Source organism: Chitinophaga filiformis (genome assembly GCF_021646545.1).
GTDB classification, from domain to species: Bacteria; Bacteroidota; Bacteroidia; order Chitinophagales; family Chitinophagaceae; genus Chitinophaga; species Chitinophaga filiformis_A.
Genome location: NZ_JAKIRP010000014.1, coordinates 227687 through 246968 on the forward strand (window position 1 = coordinate 227687; position 19282 = coordinate 246968).

General features: G+C 44.8%; 15 protein-coding genes. 5 read left to right on the forward strand and 10 right to left on the reverse strand.

Annotated elements, in window-relative coordinates:
* Positions 1-145 precede the first annotated feature (145 nt).
* Positions 146-1195, forward strand: coding sequence for a helix-turn-helix domain-containing protein (locus tag L3C95_RS27175; RefSeq protein ID WP_236392743.1), 1050 nt, complete (start codon positions 146-148; stop codon positions 1193-1195).
* A 62-nt stretch (positions 1196-1257) separates the two neighbouring features.
* Here L3C95_RS27175 and L3C95_RS27180 read toward each other — a convergent pair whose 3' ends face one another.
* Both L3C95_RS27180 and L3C95_RS27185 read right to left on the reverse strand, forming a co-directional pair.
* Complete coding sequence (locus L3C95_RS27180) at positions 1258-1872, reverse strand: hypothetical protein (protein ID WP_236392745.1); 615 nt, start codon at positions 1870-1872, stop codon at positions 1258-1260.
* A gap of 425 nt (positions 1873-2297) precedes the next feature.
* A complete protein-coding gene (locus L3C95_RS27185) occupies positions 2298-3593 on the reverse strand; it encodes a PepSY-associated TM helix domain-containing protein (RefSeq protein WP_236392747.1) in 1296 nt (431 codons plus the stop codon).
* Positions 3594-3794: 201 nt separating this feature from the next.
* Here L3C95_RS27185 and L3C95_RS27190 point away from each other — a divergent pair, with 201 nt between their 5' ends.
* Both L3C95_RS27190 and L3C95_RS27195 read left to right on the forward strand, forming a co-directional pair.
* Positions 3795-4799, forward strand: a complete 1005-nt coding sequence (locus L3C95_RS27190) for a helix-turn-helix domain-containing protein (protein ID WP_236392748.1) — start codon at positions 3795-3797, stop codon at positions 4797-4799.
* A gap of 298 nt (positions 4800-5097) precedes the next feature.
* Complete coding sequence (locus tag L3C95_RS27195; protein ID WP_236392750.1) at positions 5098-6903, forward strand: glycoside hydrolase family 2 protein; 1806 nt, start codon at positions 5098-5100, stop codon at positions 6901-6903.
* 55 nt (positions 6904-6958) lie between these two features.
* On the opposite strand, the gene L3C95_RS27200 is transcribed toward L3C95_RS27195, so the two are convergent.
* Both L3C95_RS27200 and L3C95_RS27205 read right to left on the reverse strand, forming a co-directional pair.
* Complete coding sequence (locus L3C95_RS27200; RefSeq protein WP_236392752.1) at positions 6959-7303, reverse strand: hypothetical protein; 345 nt, start codon at positions 7301-7303, stop codon at positions 6959-6961.
* 47 nt (positions 7304-7350) lie between these two features.
* Positions 7351-7689, reverse strand: a complete 339-nt coding sequence (locus L3C95_RS27205) for a hypothetical protein (protein ID WP_236392754.1) — start codon at positions 7687-7689, stop codon at positions 7351-7353.
* A gap of 179 nt (positions 7690-7868) precedes the next feature.
* Here L3C95_RS27205 and L3C95_RS27210 point away from each other — a divergent pair, with 179 nt between their 5' ends.
* Together L3C95_RS27210 and L3C95_RS27215 are read left to right on the forward strand one after the other, a co-directional pair.
* Positions 7869-10421 carry an alpha/beta hydrolase family protein gene (locus tag L3C95_RS27210; RefSeq protein WP_236392755.1) on the forward strand — a complete coding sequence of 851 codons (2553 nt, stop codon included), beginning with the start codon at positions 7869-7871 and terminating at the stop codon, positions 10419-10421.
* A 24-nt stretch (positions 10422-10445) separates the two neighbouring features.
* Positions 10446-10766, forward strand: a complete 321-nt coding sequence (locus tag L3C95_RS27215) for a hypothetical protein (protein WP_236392756.1) — start codon at positions 10446-10448, stop codon at positions 10764-10766.
* A 747-nt stretch (positions 10767-11513) separates the two neighbouring features.
* On the opposite strand, the gene L3C95_RS27220 is transcribed toward L3C95_RS27215, so the two are convergent.
* From L3C95_RS27220 to L3C95_RS27245, 6 genes are all read right to left on the reverse strand, one after another.
* Positions 11514-11978 (reverse strand): hypothetical protein, encoded by a 465-nt coding sequence (locus L3C95_RS27220; protein WP_236392757.1) that lies wholly within the window; start codon positions 11976-11978, stop codon positions 11514-11516.
* Positions 11979-11982: 4 nt separating this feature from the next.
* Positions 11983-12474, reverse strand: a complete 492-nt coding sequence (locus tag L3C95_RS27225) for a TlpA family protein disulfide reductase (RefSeq protein WP_236392758.1) — start codon at positions 12472-12474, stop codon at positions 11983-11985.
* Positions 12474-15584 carry an NAD(P)-binding protein gene (locus L3C95_RS27230; RefSeq protein WP_236392759.1) on the reverse strand — a complete coding sequence of 1037 codons (3111 nt, stop codon included), beginning with the start codon at positions 15582-15584 and terminating at the stop codon, positions 12474-12476. Before L3C95_RS27230 ends, L3C95_RS27225 begins: the two co-directional genes overlap by 1 nt.
* 102 nt (positions 15585-15686) lie before the next feature.
* Positions 15687-17216 (reverse strand): hypothetical protein, encoded by a 1530-nt coding sequence (locus tag L3C95_RS27235; protein ID WP_236392760.1) that lies wholly within the window; start codon positions 17214-17216, stop codon positions 15687-15689.
* Positions 17217-17401: 185 nt separating this feature from the next.
* Positions 17402-18913, reverse strand: a complete 1512-nt coding sequence (gene tnpC, locus L3C95_RS27240) for an IS66 family transposase (protein WP_236392761.1) — start codon at positions 18911-18913, stop codon at positions 17402-17404.
* 260 nt (positions 18914-19173) lie between these two features.
* On the reverse strand, positions 19174-19282 hold a 109-nt coding region (locus L3C95_RS27245; protein ID WP_236392762.1), incomplete at its 5' end, for a transposase domain-containing protein.

Genomic DNA, 19282 nt, shown 5'->3' on the forward strand with positions numbered 1-19282 from the left:
ACGTTCTCTCTTTGAACAAATAATTATAAGTTTGCCGCCAAACCGGTTAATCGTTCTGTTCTGTTAACAAAAGACACGTTATTTAAAACGGCTCTCGCAGAGCTCACCAGGCAACAATAGATCGATGCCCCTTAAATTTTAATTTATGCAATATTTCGGAGAGAGATTAAAAGCGGCACGCAAGATCAAAGGCTGGTCCTTACAGGACCTCGTTAATCAAAGTAATCATATGGTCAGCAAACAGGCGCTGAGCAAATACGAGGCAGGCGCTATGCTGCCTTCCCGCAAAATATTACAGATTCTCTCAAAAACATTAGCGGTAAAGCTTAGCTATTTCGACACTCAGCCGATCTTCAAACTGCCTGCATTCGAGTTTGAGCGCAAAGGCAACCTGCCTGTCAAACAGCTGGAGAGTATCAAAGAACAGGTGAAAGACATACTGGAGCACTATCTGCAGGTAGAAACCCTGCTCAATATCAGGTCCAGGTTCACCAACCCAGTAAAGCCTATTCCGGTGCCTGATGAACTGGCAGCTGTGGATGTTGCTGCCAAACTGCTGAACAAATGGGACCTGGGATGGGGTGCGCTGCATAATGTAACGGAAATGCTGGAAGGGAAAGGCGTACGCGTGATCCAGGTAGCATCGCCGGCTATCTTTGATGGTTTAAGCACCTATGTGGGAAAGATTCCAGTGATAGTGCTGCATAAGGATCGCCCGGCAGATATTAAACGTTTTGCAGCCATGTATGAACTGGGGCAGCTGGCACTAAACATCTCTGCAGAAGCAGACAGGCATAAGCTCTGTGAGACCTTTGCAGCAGCGATGTTGTTGCCGGGGGATGCTTTGGAAACATTGATAGGCAACAAACGGATGGCCATCGCGCCGGGGGAATTGATCTGTATCAAAGAGCAGTACGGACTACCTATGCGGGCTATCATGCAACAGGCGATCTTCAAAGAGATCATCGACCGCAAAAATGCCAATGCCTTTTTTAAACTGCTGGCAGATAATGTTGATGAGATAGGGTTAGGGATGTATACGGGCCAGGAGAAAACGTATCGTTTTGACAGGATGATATGCAGATTATTGGCAGAAGAGATCATTGATGTGGAGAAAGCAGCTGATCTAACAGGTACACCGGCAGAAGAATTACAGAAGAAGGTGGAGGTATTTGAGGCCGTAGTGCAGGATTAACAATATACGTAAAAGATATGGGTCTTTTGTGATTGGCAAGCATCACAAAAGACCCTTTTATTTTAAGGTTGTAAACTTCCGAAGTCGTAGACCTCCGAAGGTGGAAGCCGTTTGTTCCCGCTCTTGGTATAAGGTACCAGAAACACTGTTACCCTTCCTAATTTATCCTTCTTTAATTCTTTCGGATCCTTTCCATATATAGAGGCAGCATTGTCCAGGAAGTCCTCAGTATACATGCCCATTCGCAGTTCGGTCACTATCTTACTCGTATCCGGTGCCAGCAGGCTACGCTTAGCCAGCCAGCATATGACATCCGTTCCCAGAAAGCTTTCTGATCGTGTAATCACGCGAAACGAGTCCACTTGGCGCCGTCTGGCAGTTCCGGGTAAATTACGCGGATCATTTTCACGTCTCACCTCGCCGGTGTCATGCAGAAAACAGTATTTTTTCATGACGGAATCATACTCCTTAAAGCACTTCTCCGCCAGCCCATAAGGCAGTGTTGCACCTCGTTCGGGCAAGCCCTTGTTTACACAAATAAGCCGGATCTCATCATTGATATCAGTTGAATGAGCTGATGCTTCAGATGTAGTGGGAGATTTTTGCTGCTGCTGACAAGCTATCAAACCAAAGAAAAACAGTAATACAATGCTAAACAGATAAGTGCTCTTTTTCATGTTGTGGGGTGTTGTGAGGGTGATTGATAAGAGCAAGATAACTTCCTGCGATCGATTTACAGCACACAAGTATAAAACATGGGGCATCCCACTTATATACCCGGGGAAAATGCCCTCCCTGGATCCCGGTTATTTCCCATTGTAGAGGCTTGCGCTGCTGTCTACCTTTGACTTAACACAATGCCCATAGAGCTATTCATCACATTTAATACCTACTATTATGGACCCCGCATTCATACAAGCATATTTCGACAGGTGCGACAAAAGAGCCATCCGAAAAATAATTACGACTGTCTATAAAGCGCAGGAGCTGCCTGTCACCATCCGGCCTGTCATACCACGACTTAACCCCAATAAGAACACGAACAAAAGAAAAGCGTCCCATTGAGGAGACGCTTTTCTATTTTATAATATTTAAGTATTTGTTAGTTATTCCGGACAGGTGGAATATTCGTTGTTAATCCGCCGCTATTGTTAACATACAACTTACTTGCAGCTTGCTCCTGTTTTCTTTTCTTATGATGTTTACTACCTTTTTCCTTCCTCCCTTTATTCCACCAAACCAGGAAGCCGGTTACAGGCAGGCTGGCACAGATCAGGCTTGCGAAGAAAGCCAGGATCTTACCCGGCAGGCCGGCAATGGCACCTACATGGATATCGTAGTTCATGCCGATCAGTTTCTCACCTGCGTTCCTGTCTTTCGCTGTTTCGTGTAAGAGCAGTTTGCCTGTGTTCTTGTCAAATTGCAGATCATCCCTATCATAATAGGTTTCCTTTCCCCAATAGGCAGACATGCGGATGGTGGCGGTATTACTATTCGCCCTGGCAAATACGCTGATACGTTTGGCCTTGGGGAACTGCTGTACTGCCGTCGCATAAGCCAGATCCAGCGGATTGCTGCCGGCCAGTGGCAGTGCTAAAGTATCTGATTGTACTTCTTTATGCTGTGGCGGTGTAATACTGCGGGATGCTACTACATAGACAGTGGCCTGGAACCATTTAAAGGCCCATACCATCCCCGTAAGGGCAAGCACTAAGGCTATCAGTAGTGCATAAAAACCAAGTACGTTATGCAGGTCGTAGTTCACCCTTTTGAAGTTGCCCGACCATTTTATTTTGAAGCTTTGCTCGCGTGCCTTCTTTGTCCATTTCTTCGGCCACCAGAGTATGAGGCCTGTGATGAGGAGGACGACGAAGATGAAGGTAGCCCATCCCACTATCGGCTGACCGTATTTCGTATTCAGTAACAAACTCCAGTGCAGGTACTTCACGATCACGAAGAAATCTTGTTTCATATCGTGTACTGCAGTTACATGGCCGGTGTAAGGGTCTATATAGGCCGCTTTATAGAAAGCGGTAGCGCCGAAGATGGTGAGCGCATTTTTATCGCCTTCGGCATAGCTGAGGAACTCCCAGGCGCGGTCTGGGGTTCTGTAGGTGAAGACACTACGTATGGGGAACTCTTTTCCTAAAGCAATCTGTGCCTTCTCCTGTAGTACGCTTAGCGGCAGCACAGGTGTATGCCGGGCGGTGACGAACAACTCATCATGATGTACCCATTCGTTGATCTCTTTCTGGAACACGAAAATGCAGCCCGTGATACTCACGATGAACACAATGATGCCAGACGTCAGTCCCAGCCACAGGTGAAGCCAGGCGTTCAGTTTCTTTCTCCAGGATGTCCTTTTTTTCTTAGTGTTTGCTTGAATGTCGTTTCCCATGGTATGAGAGATTGCTTTACGGAAGGGGCTGGTCCCTGTTGAGTTGTACAGGGTCTCCTTACCGGTGTAATGCGCGAAGGTCGGGATGCCATAAAAGATATCTTAGACAAAAAGGGAAAAGTATTTACGCAAAGCGGAAAAATCAAAAATATATGAGACTGGTAATGCCGTTGCAGTACTGTGTTATAATTTGGTAGTACGATGACCCTACCATTGTCCATTTCAACCCACATCGGGCAACCGATACTGTTTACCCCCGGTATGCCTGAGGCCTATTCCAGCTACGCGCTGCAGGGCACGAAGCCGTTTTACGCGGTGAGTGACAGCTTTGGCTGTATCCTGTTCCAGCAGGTAGCAAATCATAGTTACAATGCATGGGTGAGTCATTATATCATTAATAAACCAACAGCATTCAAAGTAAAAGGAAATGTGGACGATCTGCTGTTCCACCATACATTAAAGGGTAGTATGTTTTATGAGCTGAACAGTCATGAAAGAGAAACTTTTCAGCACCAGATGAATATAGTGGTTACTCCGCGACTACGCCATGTGGTCCGCTTCAAGGCAGCAGGTATTTATGTTGCTTTGGACATCCAGATCCCGGTGGAAGAGCTGAAGAGTTACCAGGAAAGTTTCCCGGTTGTACTAGACCTATTGAAGAAGCTGGATTATAAAGATACCATTACCCTCCTGGATCAGAATATGATTGCCCATGAACGCCTTCGCAATATTATACAGGATATTACCGAACGCCAGTTACCTAAGGCTGCCAGCGAAAAATACAGAGAACAGAAAACCGGAGAACTCATCATTGAATCACTTGATATGCTTTCACGTTACCTTACAGATGCCAACGGCCTAAGCGCGGCCGACCATGAAAGGGGCCAGAAGACAGAGGTACATTTGCTGAAACATCTGCAGCAACCATCACCTCCTACCCTCAAACAATTGGCGAGATTTGCCGGTACGAATGAAAAGAAACTGGAAGAGATCTTCCGGAGCCGTCACGGTATTACCGTATACGACTTCTTCCAGAACGCGCGTATGCGTATCATTTACCGCAAGCTCACCGAAACGGCTGTGCCCTTGCAGGACCTTGCTGAAGAATTCGGCTACACCGATTATTCCAGCTTCTCCTACGCCGTAAAGAAACGTTTTTCAATGAGTCCGCGTGAACTGAGAAAGAACAGTAGCATTAATTCCTAATTGTTATTCTCTCTTTCCAAAGTTCAACGTTGAACTCCTAAACAACAACCTCATATCATGACGTAACTTTAATACAGAAAGAACAATATTATTCGTTTTCGTTGCCATAACGACCTATAATACGACAAGAACATTTAATGGTATATTGAGGAAAACAACGTCCTGGCTTTCTAGCCGGGACCATTTTTCTTACAATGTTACCATTTCCAATATATCGCAACATATACCAATTGTAAAATGCCAATTGTTTTCTCATCTCATTATTTGTATTCCCCCATTCACTCATTAACCCAGGTACATGAAACCGTTTAAAAGCACGCTTTTGTTTGTTACCCTATGCTTCCCCTGTTTTCAGATCGCCCTTGCCACTGGTGAGGGCGATTGGTTTTCCGGCAGATGGTCCATACAGCCGGTGCCTGTTCAAACGCGGTGGGCAGCTGAAGTTTCTCCTGACAACGTTTTACCCGAGTATCCGCGGCCGCAGATGGTACGTTCGCAATGGCAGAACCTGAACGGCCTCTGGGAATATGCCATTACCCGTTGGGATGATGCGATGCCCCTGAAATTTGACGGTGAGATACTGGTGCCTTTTCCTGTCGAATCGGCACTATCCGGCGTACAGCGGGCTTTGTTACCTACACAGCGGCTCTGGTATAAACGGTCTATCAAAAAGCCGGATACGCGCGGCGGCAAACGGATACTGCTGCATTTTGGCGCGGTAGACTGGAGGGCTGCAGTCTTTCTGAATGGCAAGCTATTGGGCAGGCATATGGGCGGCTATCAGCATTTCTCTTTTGATATTACAGCTTCCCTGCAGGAAGGTGATAATGAACTTGTCGTGAGTGTGCTCGATCCTTCTAACCTGGGACCTAATCCCTGTGGGAAACAGACCTTACGTCCGCGGAAGATACTTTATACAGCTGTCAGCGGTATCTGGCAGACGGTGTGGATGGAGACGGTGCCGCCTTCCTATATTACTGATTTGTACATGACGCCTGACATTGACGCCAACTGTCTCAATCTGCGGGTCAATACTTCCGATACGGCCGGCAGTGTCATCGAGGCCATTGCTTATGCCGGCACCCAGGCCGTTGCTCATACCTCCGGCCCTGCCGGCAGGATGCTGGACATCGGCGTTCCTTTTGCCCGTTTATGGAGCCCTGCGGATCCTTTTCTTTATTACCTGAAGATCCGGTTACGGCGGCATGGGCAGGTGGTCGATTCTGTGACCAGTTATTTCGGGATGCGGAAGATAGCGGTGCAGAAGGATAGTTCGGGCATGCCGCGCCTGTTCCTTAATAATAAATATACCTTCCAGCTGGGGGTACTCGACCAGGGTTACTGGCCGGAAGGATTGTACACTGCCCCCACTGATTCCGCACTGGCCTTTGATATCAGGATGATGAAGGATATGGGATTTAATACTATCCGCAAGCATGTGAAGCTCGAACCCGACCGGTGGTATTATCATGCCGACCGCTTAGGTATGCTGGTATGGCAGGACATGGTGCCTTGTGCGGACGAAGACTTCTATTCTACTTCCCAGTTTGAACAGGAGAATAATGAGAACCTCTACCAGTTACATAATTTCCCATCCATTGTGATGTGGGTACTGTTCAATGAAGGATGGGGGAAGTATGATCAGAAACGCCTTACAGAGTGGATGAAACAGGCCGATCCTTCGCGGATCACGAACGGTCATTCCGGGGAGAACCTGGATGTATACAGCGACACACCGGTACGTGACCGCTGGATCAGCAGTGATGTGGCAGATGTGCATTATTATCCCGGGCCATCCATAGCGCCCGCATTACCGGGGAAAGCGAGGATATTGGGAGAATGGGGCGGTGTGCGCGTAATCACGCCGGGGCATCAGTGGGCGCCTAAAACGGGATGGGGTTATGTGGAAGTAAGTGCAGCGAAGTTTGCCGAGAAGTACAGGTACATGATGGGCAGGTTGAAGTTGTATGAGAAACAAGGACTATCCGCAGCAATATACACACAGCCCTATGATGTGGAATCGGAGGAGAATGGGTTTATGACGTACGACAGGAAGGTGGTGAAGATTGGTGTGGACGAGATACGGAAAGTAAATACCTGGTAAAAAAGGGAACCTTCCTGAACCGTTCAAAACAGGAAAGTTCCCCGCCATGCAGATCTTACATAGCTGTTGTGATATTTGTTATCGTGGTGGTGCACCAATAAAACTGGCGGGTGATTGTTTCCGTTCCGGAAACAGCCTGCAATGTTTTTACGCCGATCGGCTGGCTGGTGACCAGGTAATAAACGTGGGACAGACTACCGGGAACAGTGGTAATAAACCATGGAGCGGTTGTACATAGATTTCCCGTTGTGTAGTATATCTTGTTACCAACAGTCTCATATACAATAGATGTTGGCGTAAAGACCGGCTCTGAAGTAAATCTGCTTATTTTAAAAGCCAGCAGGCCGCCTGTCATCGCGCAGACGAGGATGAGTACCAGTAGAATTCTAGCGTTTTTCATGATAAGTGGTTTTGTTATTCCAACCGTTCCGGCCACAAGGCATATCACTACATGGCAGCGGTGGTACGGGTAGTGATTAATGCACAAGGCTGATTACCGATGATGAATGTATTTGTTCCGCCAACTTCCTGCAAAGTGATGTTGCCTATTGCAGGACCAATACTGAAGATAACGGTGGTAGTGGGACCTGTGGTAGTTAAGTAACGTGTAGCTCCGAGTGCAGTACAGAATATGGTGTTAGTAGAGTATACCGTTCCGAAAGTAGATATCTGAGTAGTATATCTCCACACCGGAGAGGTATTGAATCTGCTGGCTTTAAAGGCAAGCATGCCGCCGATTCCCACAACAATAATCATGGCAATTAAGATAATTCTGGCTTTTTGCATGGCAATAGTTTTAGGGTGATAGATGTTCTGAAGTCAGGGTTAGTTTATCCAATTTACCCTGATATTTCGCCGCTTACTTTGGAGATCCTGTATTTACTTAGGAGATGCTCCTGCTCTGTGGCGCGAATGGTGCTGTAATACTTCCGTACATTGTAGTACCTTAAAGTGACCCCGTTTATATGAAAAGCATTGCCATTGGGCTCTTATGCCTCTGTTATCTGCCCCTGCTGGCTCAAAAGCCATCTATTTCCAACACGTCTTATAAAAGTTGGGAATTGCTTTTTAACTGCGATATTTCTGATGATGGCAAATATGTCTGGTACACCTATGGGGCGGAGGTCACGGGAAGCACATTGGTGGTAAGGGCTGTCAACGGCGATTATAAAAAGATCTTCACGGGTGTGCGGGAAGCGGCCTTCGCAGCGGATAATAAACATCTTATCTTCATTTCGGGTGAAGGCCTGGGGATTCTTTGGCTGGGTACTAATGATGTGGAATCCCTTCCAGGTGTCAACAATTTCACCTTGCCGGAAGAGGGCAATGGCGAATGGCTGAAGGCACAACATGGGGATACACTGCTTGTCAGGAACCTGCGTACCGGCAAGGAGGCGTATTACCCGGATGCAATGCCGGCTTATTTCAACCGGCAGGGCACTGTCCTGATACTAAAAATACAGGATTGTTTGATCTGGATGGATCTGCAGCACAAGCAACAAAAACAGATCGCTACTAAAAAAAACATCAGCAATATTACATTCGATCATTCAGGAACACGCCTTGCCTTCACTGCAGGCGATCCCGCGGCAGCGGAGATCCATTATTACAGGCATGATATGGATAGCGCCCGTCTGCTTGTGTCGCCGAAGAAGAAGGAATTCCTCCCTGCCAGTGGTATGCTGCAGTTTAGCAAGGATGACCGCTTACTGTTTTTCAAAGTGGTAAAGAAAAAGGGAGACACTGCTAAAGACAGCAGCATTATTACGGATAAATTAGCGATCTGGGATTATCGGGATGTACGTTTACACTCCCAGCAGCCACCGGATCCGTATGCACAATTCTCCGCAGTCATTCCCATATCCGGCGGAAATATCATTCAACTGGAAAATGTAGATAGTACGGTATGTGGTGCGCCGGGCAATCATTTCGCGATGGTCTGCAATGTCACTAATGAAGAAGACGCCTATTGGAATCCCCGGCAGATACCCGCTTATGATCTTATATCGCTTACTGATGGCAGCCGGCGGAATATTATCCGTTCGCCGCAGCAGGTATTTCAGATCGAGTTATCACCTACAGAACGGTTTGTTACCTGGTTTGATGTGCAGGGAAAACATTATTTCAGCTATGAGATCAGTAGTGGTATTACGCGGAATATTTCTGCAGGCATTCCCACTTCATTGATTAATACGCATATCAGCCGGAAAGAAGTACTGCCTTATGGTATGGCCGGCTGGTTAGCCAATGATACCCGCGTACTCATTTATGATGAATTTGACATCTGGCTGCTGGATCCAACAGGCAAATTGCCGCCGTTGAATATCACCAATGGTTATGGTCATCAACATCAGACTACTCTGCGGATCGTATATCCGCAGGAACTGCCTACCCTGAAGCTGAATGCATCCCTGCTCATTACATGCCTGGACAGTAACAGGTATAATGGCTTTACGTATATCAAAGCAGGCGCTAATACGGCTATTACGCTGCCCACGCTGGAGCCTTGTGTTTACCATTTCCCGGCATTGGTGGTGCACGAGCCGCCACCACCCATCAAAGCTCGCAAGGCCGGTATTTACCTGCTACAGCACCAAAGCGATACTGCAGCGCCTAACCTGGTCGCGACTACCGATTTCCGGCATTTTAACCGCCTCTCGGATATTCAGCCCCAGCATGCTTTCAACTGGCTCCAGGCACGCCTTGTGCGCTGGCCTGTTTCCGATAGCCTGACTGGTACGGGGATATTGTATAAACCGGAGGACTTTGACAGTACGAAAAAGTATCCTGTTATTTTCCATTACTACGAGGAGAAGAGTAAGGGACTATACGTCTTTCCTAGCGTGCGCCTAAGCACCGGAGATATCAATATCCCCTGGTATGTGAGCAATGGTTATCTTGTTTTCGTACCGGATATTTATCGCCCTACCGGGCTGTCAGGGGCATCTATTCTCCGCACCGTCACTTCAGCTGTACAATACCTGTCATCCCTCCCCTATGTGAATACACAAAAAATGGGCTTACAGGGGCATAGCTTTGGCGGCTATGAAACCAACTACCTGATCACGCATACTAATCTATTTGCGGCTGCCCAGGCCTCTGCCGGTCCGGCAGACCTATTTGGCTTACATGGTGGAACGGGTTTTGGAGGAAGAAGTTATCATTATATATCTGAAGTAGGGCAGCTGAATCAGGGAGCAGCTCCCTGGGAGGCCCCTCAGACCTATCTGCAAGGGTCTCCAGTCCTGTTGGCAGATAAGGTAACGACTCCGCTGTTATTAATGCATAATAAAGACGATGGCGCGGTACCGTTCTCTCAATCCGTAGCCTTTTTTACGGCGTTAAGGCGATTGGGAAAACCCGTTTGGTTATTGGAATATGAAGGAGAAGGACATGTGTTGTTTGATCCTGGCTGTCTGCTGGATTTTAATATGAAGCAGCAGGCGTTTTTTGACCATTATTTGAAGAATAAGCAGCTTCCCCTATGGATGTCCAGGCCTGGTTTCATTTCTAAATAAGTGATTAAGCATTAACTTTATGGCATGGACTTTATTAATTTATCCAGCTTTCAGCTGATCACATCCAAATATGGAAGCGAAGAAGGAGGAACGTACTTTGATGAGGAGGAAAGCCTCGCACATGATATCTTACCTGACCGGATCATCTTTTACACCAATTATCTGGACTACCGGTCCTATGAAGTGTATATCCATGAAGGCGTTCTTCATGTGAAGAAAACGCGGCTGGATAACTATAAATTACACGATAAGGCGAAAGTTATTGAAGACACAATGGATGAGGAAGACCACGAAGAACTCGACCAGTTGTGGAAGCGGATGGAGCAGGATTTAGTGCATACATAAAGGCAACCAAATATCCCTTACTGCCAATCAATTTGTGCTTAGTCCTAAGTGGATAAATAACCCGTTATCGTAGCTTTAGTTAAAAACCATGAAAACAGCAAGACTCTTTCTTTCTCTAATTGCCCTGCTGGCAGTTGTGGGAGGTGCTTTTGCCTTTAAGGCTTTCAGGTTTAATGGGAACCCAGTATGGAGATATACAACTTCTATTTCTATCGCTGGCGGTGTGTATTTTTCGACAAGTTCGTTTTGTACTTCAGCAAATGCAACGAAATTCTTTACAACAAACTGTGTTGAAATAACAATTACATACACATCAACAATACGACCTGGATCACCGTCTACAATTACGTTAAGAAATGCAGTAAATCCAGACTTAACATTTACAATTCCAGCAACTTCATGTACCCTTACTACTACATGTACAACTGCTATTTTATAGTAACAGTTAGGCTCATACGCATTCTCAAAAAGCGAAAGAGCTTAACTATGTACCAGCAAATTAGTCACATTTCTTCTTCATGCTCCTTGATAAGCAGTCGAGCTTTCGCAATAGTCAACTATTTTAAAGCATTGCATGATAGGACCAGCCCGGCTATCCATGAAATGAGGGGAAGGAACGTCCGATTTGGCCCGCCGGAGTTGAATTCTAATATTAAGCAGTAGGAATTCTTTATTGTTGCATGAATAACAAAAATATTCCCGCGCGAATGCAACAATGAGAAAATCTGATCTACGCACCTCTGGGTACTATGAATTTTTCTTTAGTACTAACTGTATACATAGACTATTACAGTATTTTTGAAAAAAAACCATGAAAACAGCAAGACTCTTTCTTTCTCTAATTGCCCTTCTGGCAGTTGTGGGAGGTGCTTTTGCCTTTAAGGCTTTCAGGTTTAACAGTACGCCGGCATGGAGATATACCAATTCTATCACAATAGGTGGGAGTGTGTATTCTTCAACAGTGCCGTTTTGCACATCAACAGACCCGGTGTCTTTCTTTACTACACTCTGTTTTGAAATAACAACTACCAATTCAACGACAGTAAGAACAGGTCCACCGGCTACCATTACGTTAAGGTATACTGCGAATACCACCCTGACGTATACAATACCAGAAACGTCTTGTATCACCCTTACGACATGCGTGACTAATATTCTATAAAATAGTGCTTTCGGATTATCAATACTCCTAACAGATCCTGGCCAGGACAAACTGTTAGGAGTTTATTACTTTCTTCAAGGAATCCACGCTTACGCCTCCGATCACTATTTGTTTGAATTCTTTCTTTTTATCGTAGATCACCAGGTATGGGAAGCCGGGTGCTTTGTAATAGGTAAAGAAAAAGCCTTTCATGTCCTTCCCTATTGTTACATTCTTATATTTATCCAGTTTGAATAGGGTATCATACATCTGAATTTCCTTAAAATCTGCCATAGTCGCCATATAAAAGCGCACATCTTTTAGCTCATCCATCCGCTTGGTGATTTCCCTTGTCAAGCTTTGGCAATAGGGACAGTCCGGCCCAAAGAAGAACAATACCACTGGTTTCCCCTTAGGAATCTTAGCTGTGTTTAACTTCACAGTCGTATCCAGTAACTGGATATCAAAAGGCGGCAGGTCTTTATCAATACCAGGAGGCAAAGCGCGGCTATATTTCGTACAACTGGCTATTCCGGCTAATACTAAGACTAACAACAACGATCTCATTACGATTGAATTTTATTATTGGCTGCCTTCCAGATATAATCCAGCAGTAGCAATCCAAAGGAGAAAAATATTAATATTGGAAGCATCTGGAACCGCAACGCAATCTGGGAGGCGAATACGCTGAACCCAAAATTGATAATCCAGAGGCCGAAGGCTAATAGCAAACCTATTGACAAGGCCCTGTTATGTTTGATGCCATGGAGTATTACAAACCCTACAAGGCTGAATAAGAACACCACATTCATCACACCAACCAGGATGGGATAAAAGCTGAGTATCGTTACTTTCAAATCCTTGAAATGTGTTTTCAGCTTCCTCGATTCAAAGCCAAACCACATTTGCCCAATTGGAGCAATACTATCCTTACCCATGTTGTATGTATCTAAGAACTCAACTGGTGGCGCATAGTACTTCATAGTGTTAGGCAGTAAATAATACTGGGCAAATGTGGTGGGATATTGCCTGATCAGGTACGAGCCATATTCGGCGAAAAGAGGCCCTACGGTAGCCCACTTCTTTAATATATGTGCGGTTGAGTCCTTTTTGAATTGATTGTGCATATATTGCTGCAACGGCGATTTCGGGTCCCACATATACCATGTATTCGCAATCATCATTTCCTGCTGGTGCATGAAGATATTTTTGGTGGTATCAAAGTAAGTCCGCACCATCTTGTCCAGCTGCTTAAACTTAGCCGGCATGGGAGGTGGTGGCTCATCTTGCACAAAACGGTATGCATACAAGGCATTATTGGCCATCTGCCAGCCGCTGAAAGGTGAGAACTGGCGGATGCCAGTTAGCCGGTCATACTGATTGCTGGTGTGCCATACAAATCCTGCTATGAGAATAACACTGGATAAAATTCCCACTACCTTTCTTTTCCAAGGCTGACGGCTGATAATAAATGCCAACGCAGCAACAATTGGATAGAACAAGGCATTATATCTTACTGTGAATGCCAGGAGGATAACAACAGCATGTAAAATGATTAAGGTTTGGTTCGGTCTATGGAGTATCCAGAGTAATAATGTAAACCATATAAGGCTAAGACTCAAAAACAACGCATCGCTGGAAACATAATTCGCCATGTAAAGAAATACCGGGTTAAATACCATACCCACATAGAGCACGCCGAATGCAACTTTTCCTGGTTTATAGAAGTAAGCAAGGGTAAATACAAGGGCGAGGGCACTTGCCTGCAACAGCAAATATTGGAATCCAACCAGTGCGGTATCTGATATGGTTAGCGTACTGAAGAAACGCAGGAATTTTGAGTAGCCAATCGGATACGTGTTTATGCTAAAATTCCCATAAGCAGATTCGAGATACACGTAAGAATCCCCATCAATAAACCCTGCTGAAGGATATAAATGTTTGAAGATGAAAAACTGGACAATGACGGCTAAACCAGCGAACCAGACGAGCGCTTTATTCCAGGGGAGATCCCAGAGGAATTCTTTGAAGGAAGGAACGCGCTTAGGCGCAGCAGCTACAGGCGCCGCGTCGCCGGATTTTTCCTCGTGGTATTCCTGTTCTGTATTGATAGCCCAGATATTATCTTTTGTGGTGATACCTTCTATAATATTGTCTACCGCTACCATTGCTGTCAGCATGGAATGGTCTGCATTGTTGTATTTATGCATGCCATTACGTCCCACCAGGAACAGGTTCTCCAGTTGATCTGTATACGCTCTTACCTTATCGAAATGAGCATAAGCACCAAAATAAGCGGGATAGGTCTTTTCCACTCTCAGTACGGTGCTGTCCAGCACATTCTCTGATGTAGCCAGGCCGATCTTTTCAAGTTCCCTGATGGCTAATGCTGCGATCTCTGTATCTGGCAGCTTCCAGAAATCATCAGTTTCATTACAGAAGAATTCCATACCCACCCAGGCGGTGTCAGGATCTTTTACCATATACGGGCTCCAGTTGTTGAATAACTGCAGCCTGCCCACCTTTACGTCTTTCTCTTGTATATAGATCCAGGTATCTTCCAGTTTCAATGGCTTCCACTCCCCGGTATGTTTATCCAGGAAAGAAAGTTTACGGAGCAGGATACCCACGGTAATGAAATCCCTGTACTGCAGCTTAGAGGCTATGTCCTTAACCTGTTCGGGTACTTCCCCTATTATTCCTCCAATCAACTCTTTTACTGGCATCGTGCTGAAGAAATAATCCCCTGTCAGGGATAACTCTTCCCCTGTTTGATTATTGACAGCACTAATAGCCGTTACTTTGTTATCGTCAGTATAAATATGCTTTACATCATGATGCATGTGAATAATGCCTCCCATCTCCTGAACCTGGCGGGCTACTTCCTCCCATAATTGACCGGGGCCAAGTTTGGGATAAAAGAATTGTTCTATCAGGCTGGTTTCAGTGTCTTTTTGCGCAACATCCACAGAAGCCTTTTTCTTCTTTCTGCTCAGCTCCTGGATGGCATGCTCTATCGCCTTGCGGATACTTACGCCTTTGATGCGTTGTGCCCCCCATTCGGCGGGAATTTCATCACAAGGCACACCCCACACCTTTTCTGTATAGTCCTTGAAAAAGAGATGGTATAAAGTCTTCCCAAACCGGTTGATCATAAAGTCAGCCAGACTCTTTTCAGGCTTGCGTGGGAATAACTGTGCCCAGAGGTAAGAAAATAGAATGGCGATAGTCCTGGCTACGCCTAGTTTCCTCAGCGTATCTATAGATAGAGTAATTGGATAAGTAAAAAAGCGACGTAAGAAGTAAATCCTGGACAAGCGTTTGCGCACCAGCATCACCTTATCAGGATCGTTGCTCTTTAGGTTCTCAGGCAGATCCTTTCTATTAATATCCCGGGACTTATTCTGGTACCTGATCTTAAAAGACTCCTCACTACCAGGCTGCAAAGGCAGAATATTCAGCCACCAATGCATCACTCGGTCAGACTTCGAGAAGAACCGGTGCCCCCCGATATCCATGCGGTTCCCTTTATAATTAATCGTCTTTGAGATACCACCTATATCTCCGCTTTTTTCTAATATAATGGGGATAATGTCAGTGCGGTGTAACATCTCATAAGCGGCAGTCAATCCTGCGGGGCCTGCTCCTATGATAATGGCATTTCTTTTAGACTCCATAATATGGTATTGAATAATTGTAAACAGGGCGCCTCAAGGGTCGTGGTTAACTGTTCTAAAATACCACAGTATGCGTTCTGAATTGTTAGGAGAAAGCGGATATTATATTGCCGGGTCAACGACTGGTTCAACGTCTTCTTTTTCGGGTTTTGATTCCTGGAAGCTTTGTTTGATCACAAACTCTAGCAGCAAGCCGGCAAAGGCAAGTGTGAAGATGAATGGGAATGCCTGGTACCGGAGAACGATTGGCGAAGCAAATACGCTAAATGCCAGGTTACTGAGCCATATCAACAGCATGATCCATAATACAGTTCGGTAATAAGGGCTGACTTTTGAGAAGCCTCCAAGGACGACAAACCCGATAAATCCAAAGAAGAATATGACGTTGATCATGGCTAGTAACAGCGGGAATATTGCAGTGAGAATGATCATTTTGTTCTTAGAGAAGTGATGAACATTGTTGGACTTATAACCAAACCAGCTTACTGCGCCTGGATCAACAGTGTCGCTGCCCATATTGTATATTCCTAAGAACTCGGTGGGTGGAGAATAATAATTTATAAAATTAGGCCAGATATAATACCGAAGGAATTCAGCTGGATACTGTTTGATTAACCAGGCACCATATTGGCCATAAAAATTTGAAACAGAAGCCCAACGTTTGAGATACGGTGTAGTGCTATCCTTTTTGTATTTGTCGATCAAATATAACTTTAAAGGAGCCTTATCATCCCATAAGTAATAGATACCCAACTCCTGGTCAGGCCTTTGCTTTAGTCGGTTAAGGGAATCCATATGCTTTATGGTAATAGAGTGAATTCTCGCAAATTGTTTTGGGACAGGGCCTCTCTTGGCAGGAGGGACATGAGCATACATGAATAAGGCATTGCTTCCCATTTGCCAGCCCCCAAAAGGAGAAAATGTGGCCACTCCCAGCCTATCTTGAAATGTAAGTGTTGTATAGAGTAGGAACCAGCCGACAGGCACAATAACAATAGCTATTCTCAACAACTTTTCTTTAATGGTGCCATTTGCCAGTAATACAACGAGAACGCTTATAAAAGGATAATACAAGGCATTGTAACGCACGGAGAATACAACCCCCAGGACCAGGGCGTGGAAGATGAACATTTTACCGACAGGGCGATATAGTATCCAAAACAGGCTTGTTATCCATAAAAGACTGAAAGTCGCGAATAACGCATCACTGGATACAAAGTTAGCAATGTACAGCCAGAGCGGATTTAAGATAAGAAAGGCAAATAACATCCTCATTGTCCATTTGCCTGGCTGCAACAAGTATTTTATAGAGAATAAGAAAAAGAGTATGGCTAGTTGCAGCAAAAAATATTGAACAATCACCAGTCCGGTGTCCGACCGATTAAATACACTAATGAAGCGGAGGAATTTGGAGTAGCCTACTGGCCACATGTTTATATTGACGTTATTGTATGCCGCGTCTATATAAGAGTAAGAATCTGGTAAAAAATTTGGAAAGGGATATAATTTAATTATAACAAATAACAATATGCCGGCCATAAATACAGATATAATTAGGCAAATCCGGCTTTCTTTATGCTCCCATATATCCTTAAAAAAATCAGTGGGGAGTAAAGGGGCTTTAAGTGTCATATATCGCAGGTTAACATAAAAGACTAACGAGCACAATATAAATAGGAATAAAAAATTATAGTTACCAGATAGAGAATATTTTAGAGATTGACCTGGAGTTGTGAATGTTTGTATACATGCATGCACCCGAGATAGGGCCGTATAGGTATTTTGATGGAAAAATTGTAGGTATTTAAATTAGGAGATCAGGATTTCCAGTTTTGTGGGAGGAGTTCGCTAAGTCTGTTCACAGGATGATTATTTATTCTGTCATAGATATCCTTGAGCCATTCATATGGATTTACATTGTTCATGGCACATGTACCAATAAGACTATACAACATTGCAAGACGGTGTGCTCCCTTCTCACTTCCTGCGAAGGGGAAATTCTTTCGACCGAGGGCAATGGGGCGGATATTTCTTTCACACGGATTATTATCCGGATGAAGCATTCCATCGTTGACATAATAGGATAGTTGCTCCCATCTCTCAAGGGAATATTTTATCGCCAGGGATATAGGTGATGAGGGAAGTAGCCGCTGATATTGCTGCAGCATCCAGGCATGTAACTCTTTTAGTATTGGGACAGATTCTTTTTGACGAATATCTTTGATCTGATTGTAGTCTAACTGCTGTTCATGACATTTTCGTTCAATGTCATACAGTGCTTTAAACCTGGCTAAAGCATAACCTGTCAGCTCCTTATCATAATCTTGCGCGTCGGTAAATTTTCTTCTCGCATGTGCAAGACAGCATATTTGGATGATGTCCTTCACCTTCGCTGCAACCCTTTCGTAGGTGTGCCATCCATCGGTTTGGATAACACCTTTAAAATCCTTGAGTATTCCTATTGTGCAATTTTGTCCTCTGCCTGGCTGGTAATCAAAGAATACCAGCTTCTTTATGCTATTAGTGTAGCACCAGAGGAAGCCATCATGAATATTTTGTTTGGATTTATTCTCTTCCGCGCAAATGACCTTCAATCCCGTCTCGTCAACATGGATATAAGGGAAGGCCAGTACCTCCTTCTTTAAAGCTCCATATAGCGGGGTGATCATATCTACACCATCTCCAAACCAGTCAACTAGTGTGTTATATGGAATACCAATACCGGCAGTTCGCTCAAAACTCTTATTCTGCCTGTATAAAGACATATGATCACATATTTTGGAAGTGATCAGCTGAGCTAAGAATGAAGATCCGGCAATGCATTTAAATAGCGGCCGTTCTGGTGTAGGTGCAGATATAATTAATGTCTGGTCCTTATCGTTATTAATATTGATCTTATATCTGGGGGTAATGATTACTTTGACAAAAAATTTTCCAGGTGTGTATTCAAGGGATTCATGCTGCTCTTCTCCTATCTTTTCTGCACCCAATGGTAAGTGATCAGGTTCCCGGGTTTCGTAGACCCTCGGAAGCTTTTCCAGATACGCATGTAGTGATGCCTGCTCAGCCCTGGTTTTCTTATCAGCCTTTACATAAGTAATCTTTTGGGCTTCGCTGAGAGAAGAAGAGGGATATACCTCGTTAGGATCCAGGCCAAGCAACAATTGAGCAGGATTATCAATGAACCGGTCACGCTTGCTGCCAAACAACATCTGCTGGAACTTTTTCATCTGTAGCTGCATTTTCTGCAGCTCAGCCCTGAGCTCCTGGTTCTCTTTTTGAACCTGTTCGTAGAGTTGTTTGTAATCTTTTTCCGGTACCGTATCCATGTAGAAACAATATACGGCATTATCATTATGACAGTTTGATTATCAGTTATTTTATTCGGGCATATCGTTTGCGGTAAGTGGCTGTTTTCAGGACAATACCTTTCAGGATCATTATCAACTGGGCTCGGTAATAGCAATGGAACGTAATAAGGCGTCATAAGTAGGTAGTTCAAACGTACCCTGCTCCAGTCGTTTATAATACAATGCAAAACCATGTAAGCCTACGAGCAACAGCATCTATGTCGTAATTCGGGAGTGGCTTAACTTTGCTCAAGTTTCCAGTTATGTGGAAGAAGTTCTTTGATTCGGTTTACGGGATAGCCGGCTATTCTACTGAGCACGTCCTGTAACCATTTTACAGGATCAACC

What these genes read in the sequence shown, in the direction of transcription:
- L3C95_RS27215 (WP_236392756.1), top strand. Translation starts at nt 10,446, where the DNA reads ATGGACTTTATTAATTTATCCAGCTTTCAGCTGATCACATCCAAATAT.
- L3C95_RS27200 (WP_236392752.1), bottom strand. Translation starts at nt 7,303, where the DNA reads ATGAAAAACGCTAGAATTCTACTGGTACTCATCCTCGTCTGCGCGATG.
- L3C95_RS27210 (WP_236392755.1), top strand. Translation starts at nt 7,869, where the DNA reads ATGAAAAGCATTGCCATTGGGCTCTTATGCCTCTGTTATCTGCCCCTG.
- L3C95_RS27235 (WP_236392760.1), bottom strand. Translation starts at nt 17,216, where the DNA reads ATGACACTTAAAGCCCCTTTACTCCCCACTGATTTTTTTAAGGATATA.
- L3C95_RS27185 (WP_236392747.1), bottom strand. Translation starts at nt 3,593, where the DNA reads ATGGGAAACGACATTCAAGCAAACACTAAGAAAAAAAGGACATCCTGG.
- L3C95_RS27195 (WP_236392750.1), top strand. Translation starts at nt 5,098, where the DNA reads ATGAAACCGTTTAAAAGCACGCTTTTGTTTGTTACCCTATGCTTCCCC.
- L3C95_RS27175 (WP_236392743.1), top strand. Translation starts at nt 146, where the DNA reads ATGCAATATTTCGGAGAGAGATTAAAAGCGGCACGCAAGATCAAAGGC.
- L3C95_RS27205 (WP_236392754.1), bottom strand. Translation starts at nt 7,689, where the DNA reads ATGCAAAAAGCCAGAATTATCTTAATTGCCATGATTATTGTTGTGGGA.
- L3C95_RS27190 (WP_236392748.1), top strand. Translation starts at nt 3,795, where the DNA reads ATGACCCTACCATTGTCCATTTCAACCCACATCGGGCAACCGATACTG.
- L3C95_RS27225 (WP_236392758.1), bottom strand. Translation starts at nt 12,474, where the DNA reads ATGAGATCGTTGTTGTTAGTCTTAGTATTAGCCGGAATAGCCAGTTGT.
- L3C95_RS27180 (WP_236392745.1), bottom strand. Translation starts at nt 1,872, where the DNA reads ATGAAAAAGAGCACTTATCTGTTTAGCATTGTATTACTGTTTTTCTTT.
- L3C95_RS27230 (WP_236392759.1), bottom strand. Translation starts at nt 15,584, where the DNA reads ATGGAGTCTAAAAGAAATGCCATTATCATAGGAGCAGGCCCCGCAGGA.
- tnpC (WP_236392761.1), bottom strand. Translation starts at nt 18,913, where the DNA reads ATGGATACGGTACCGGAAAAAGATTACAAACAACTCTACGAACAGGTT.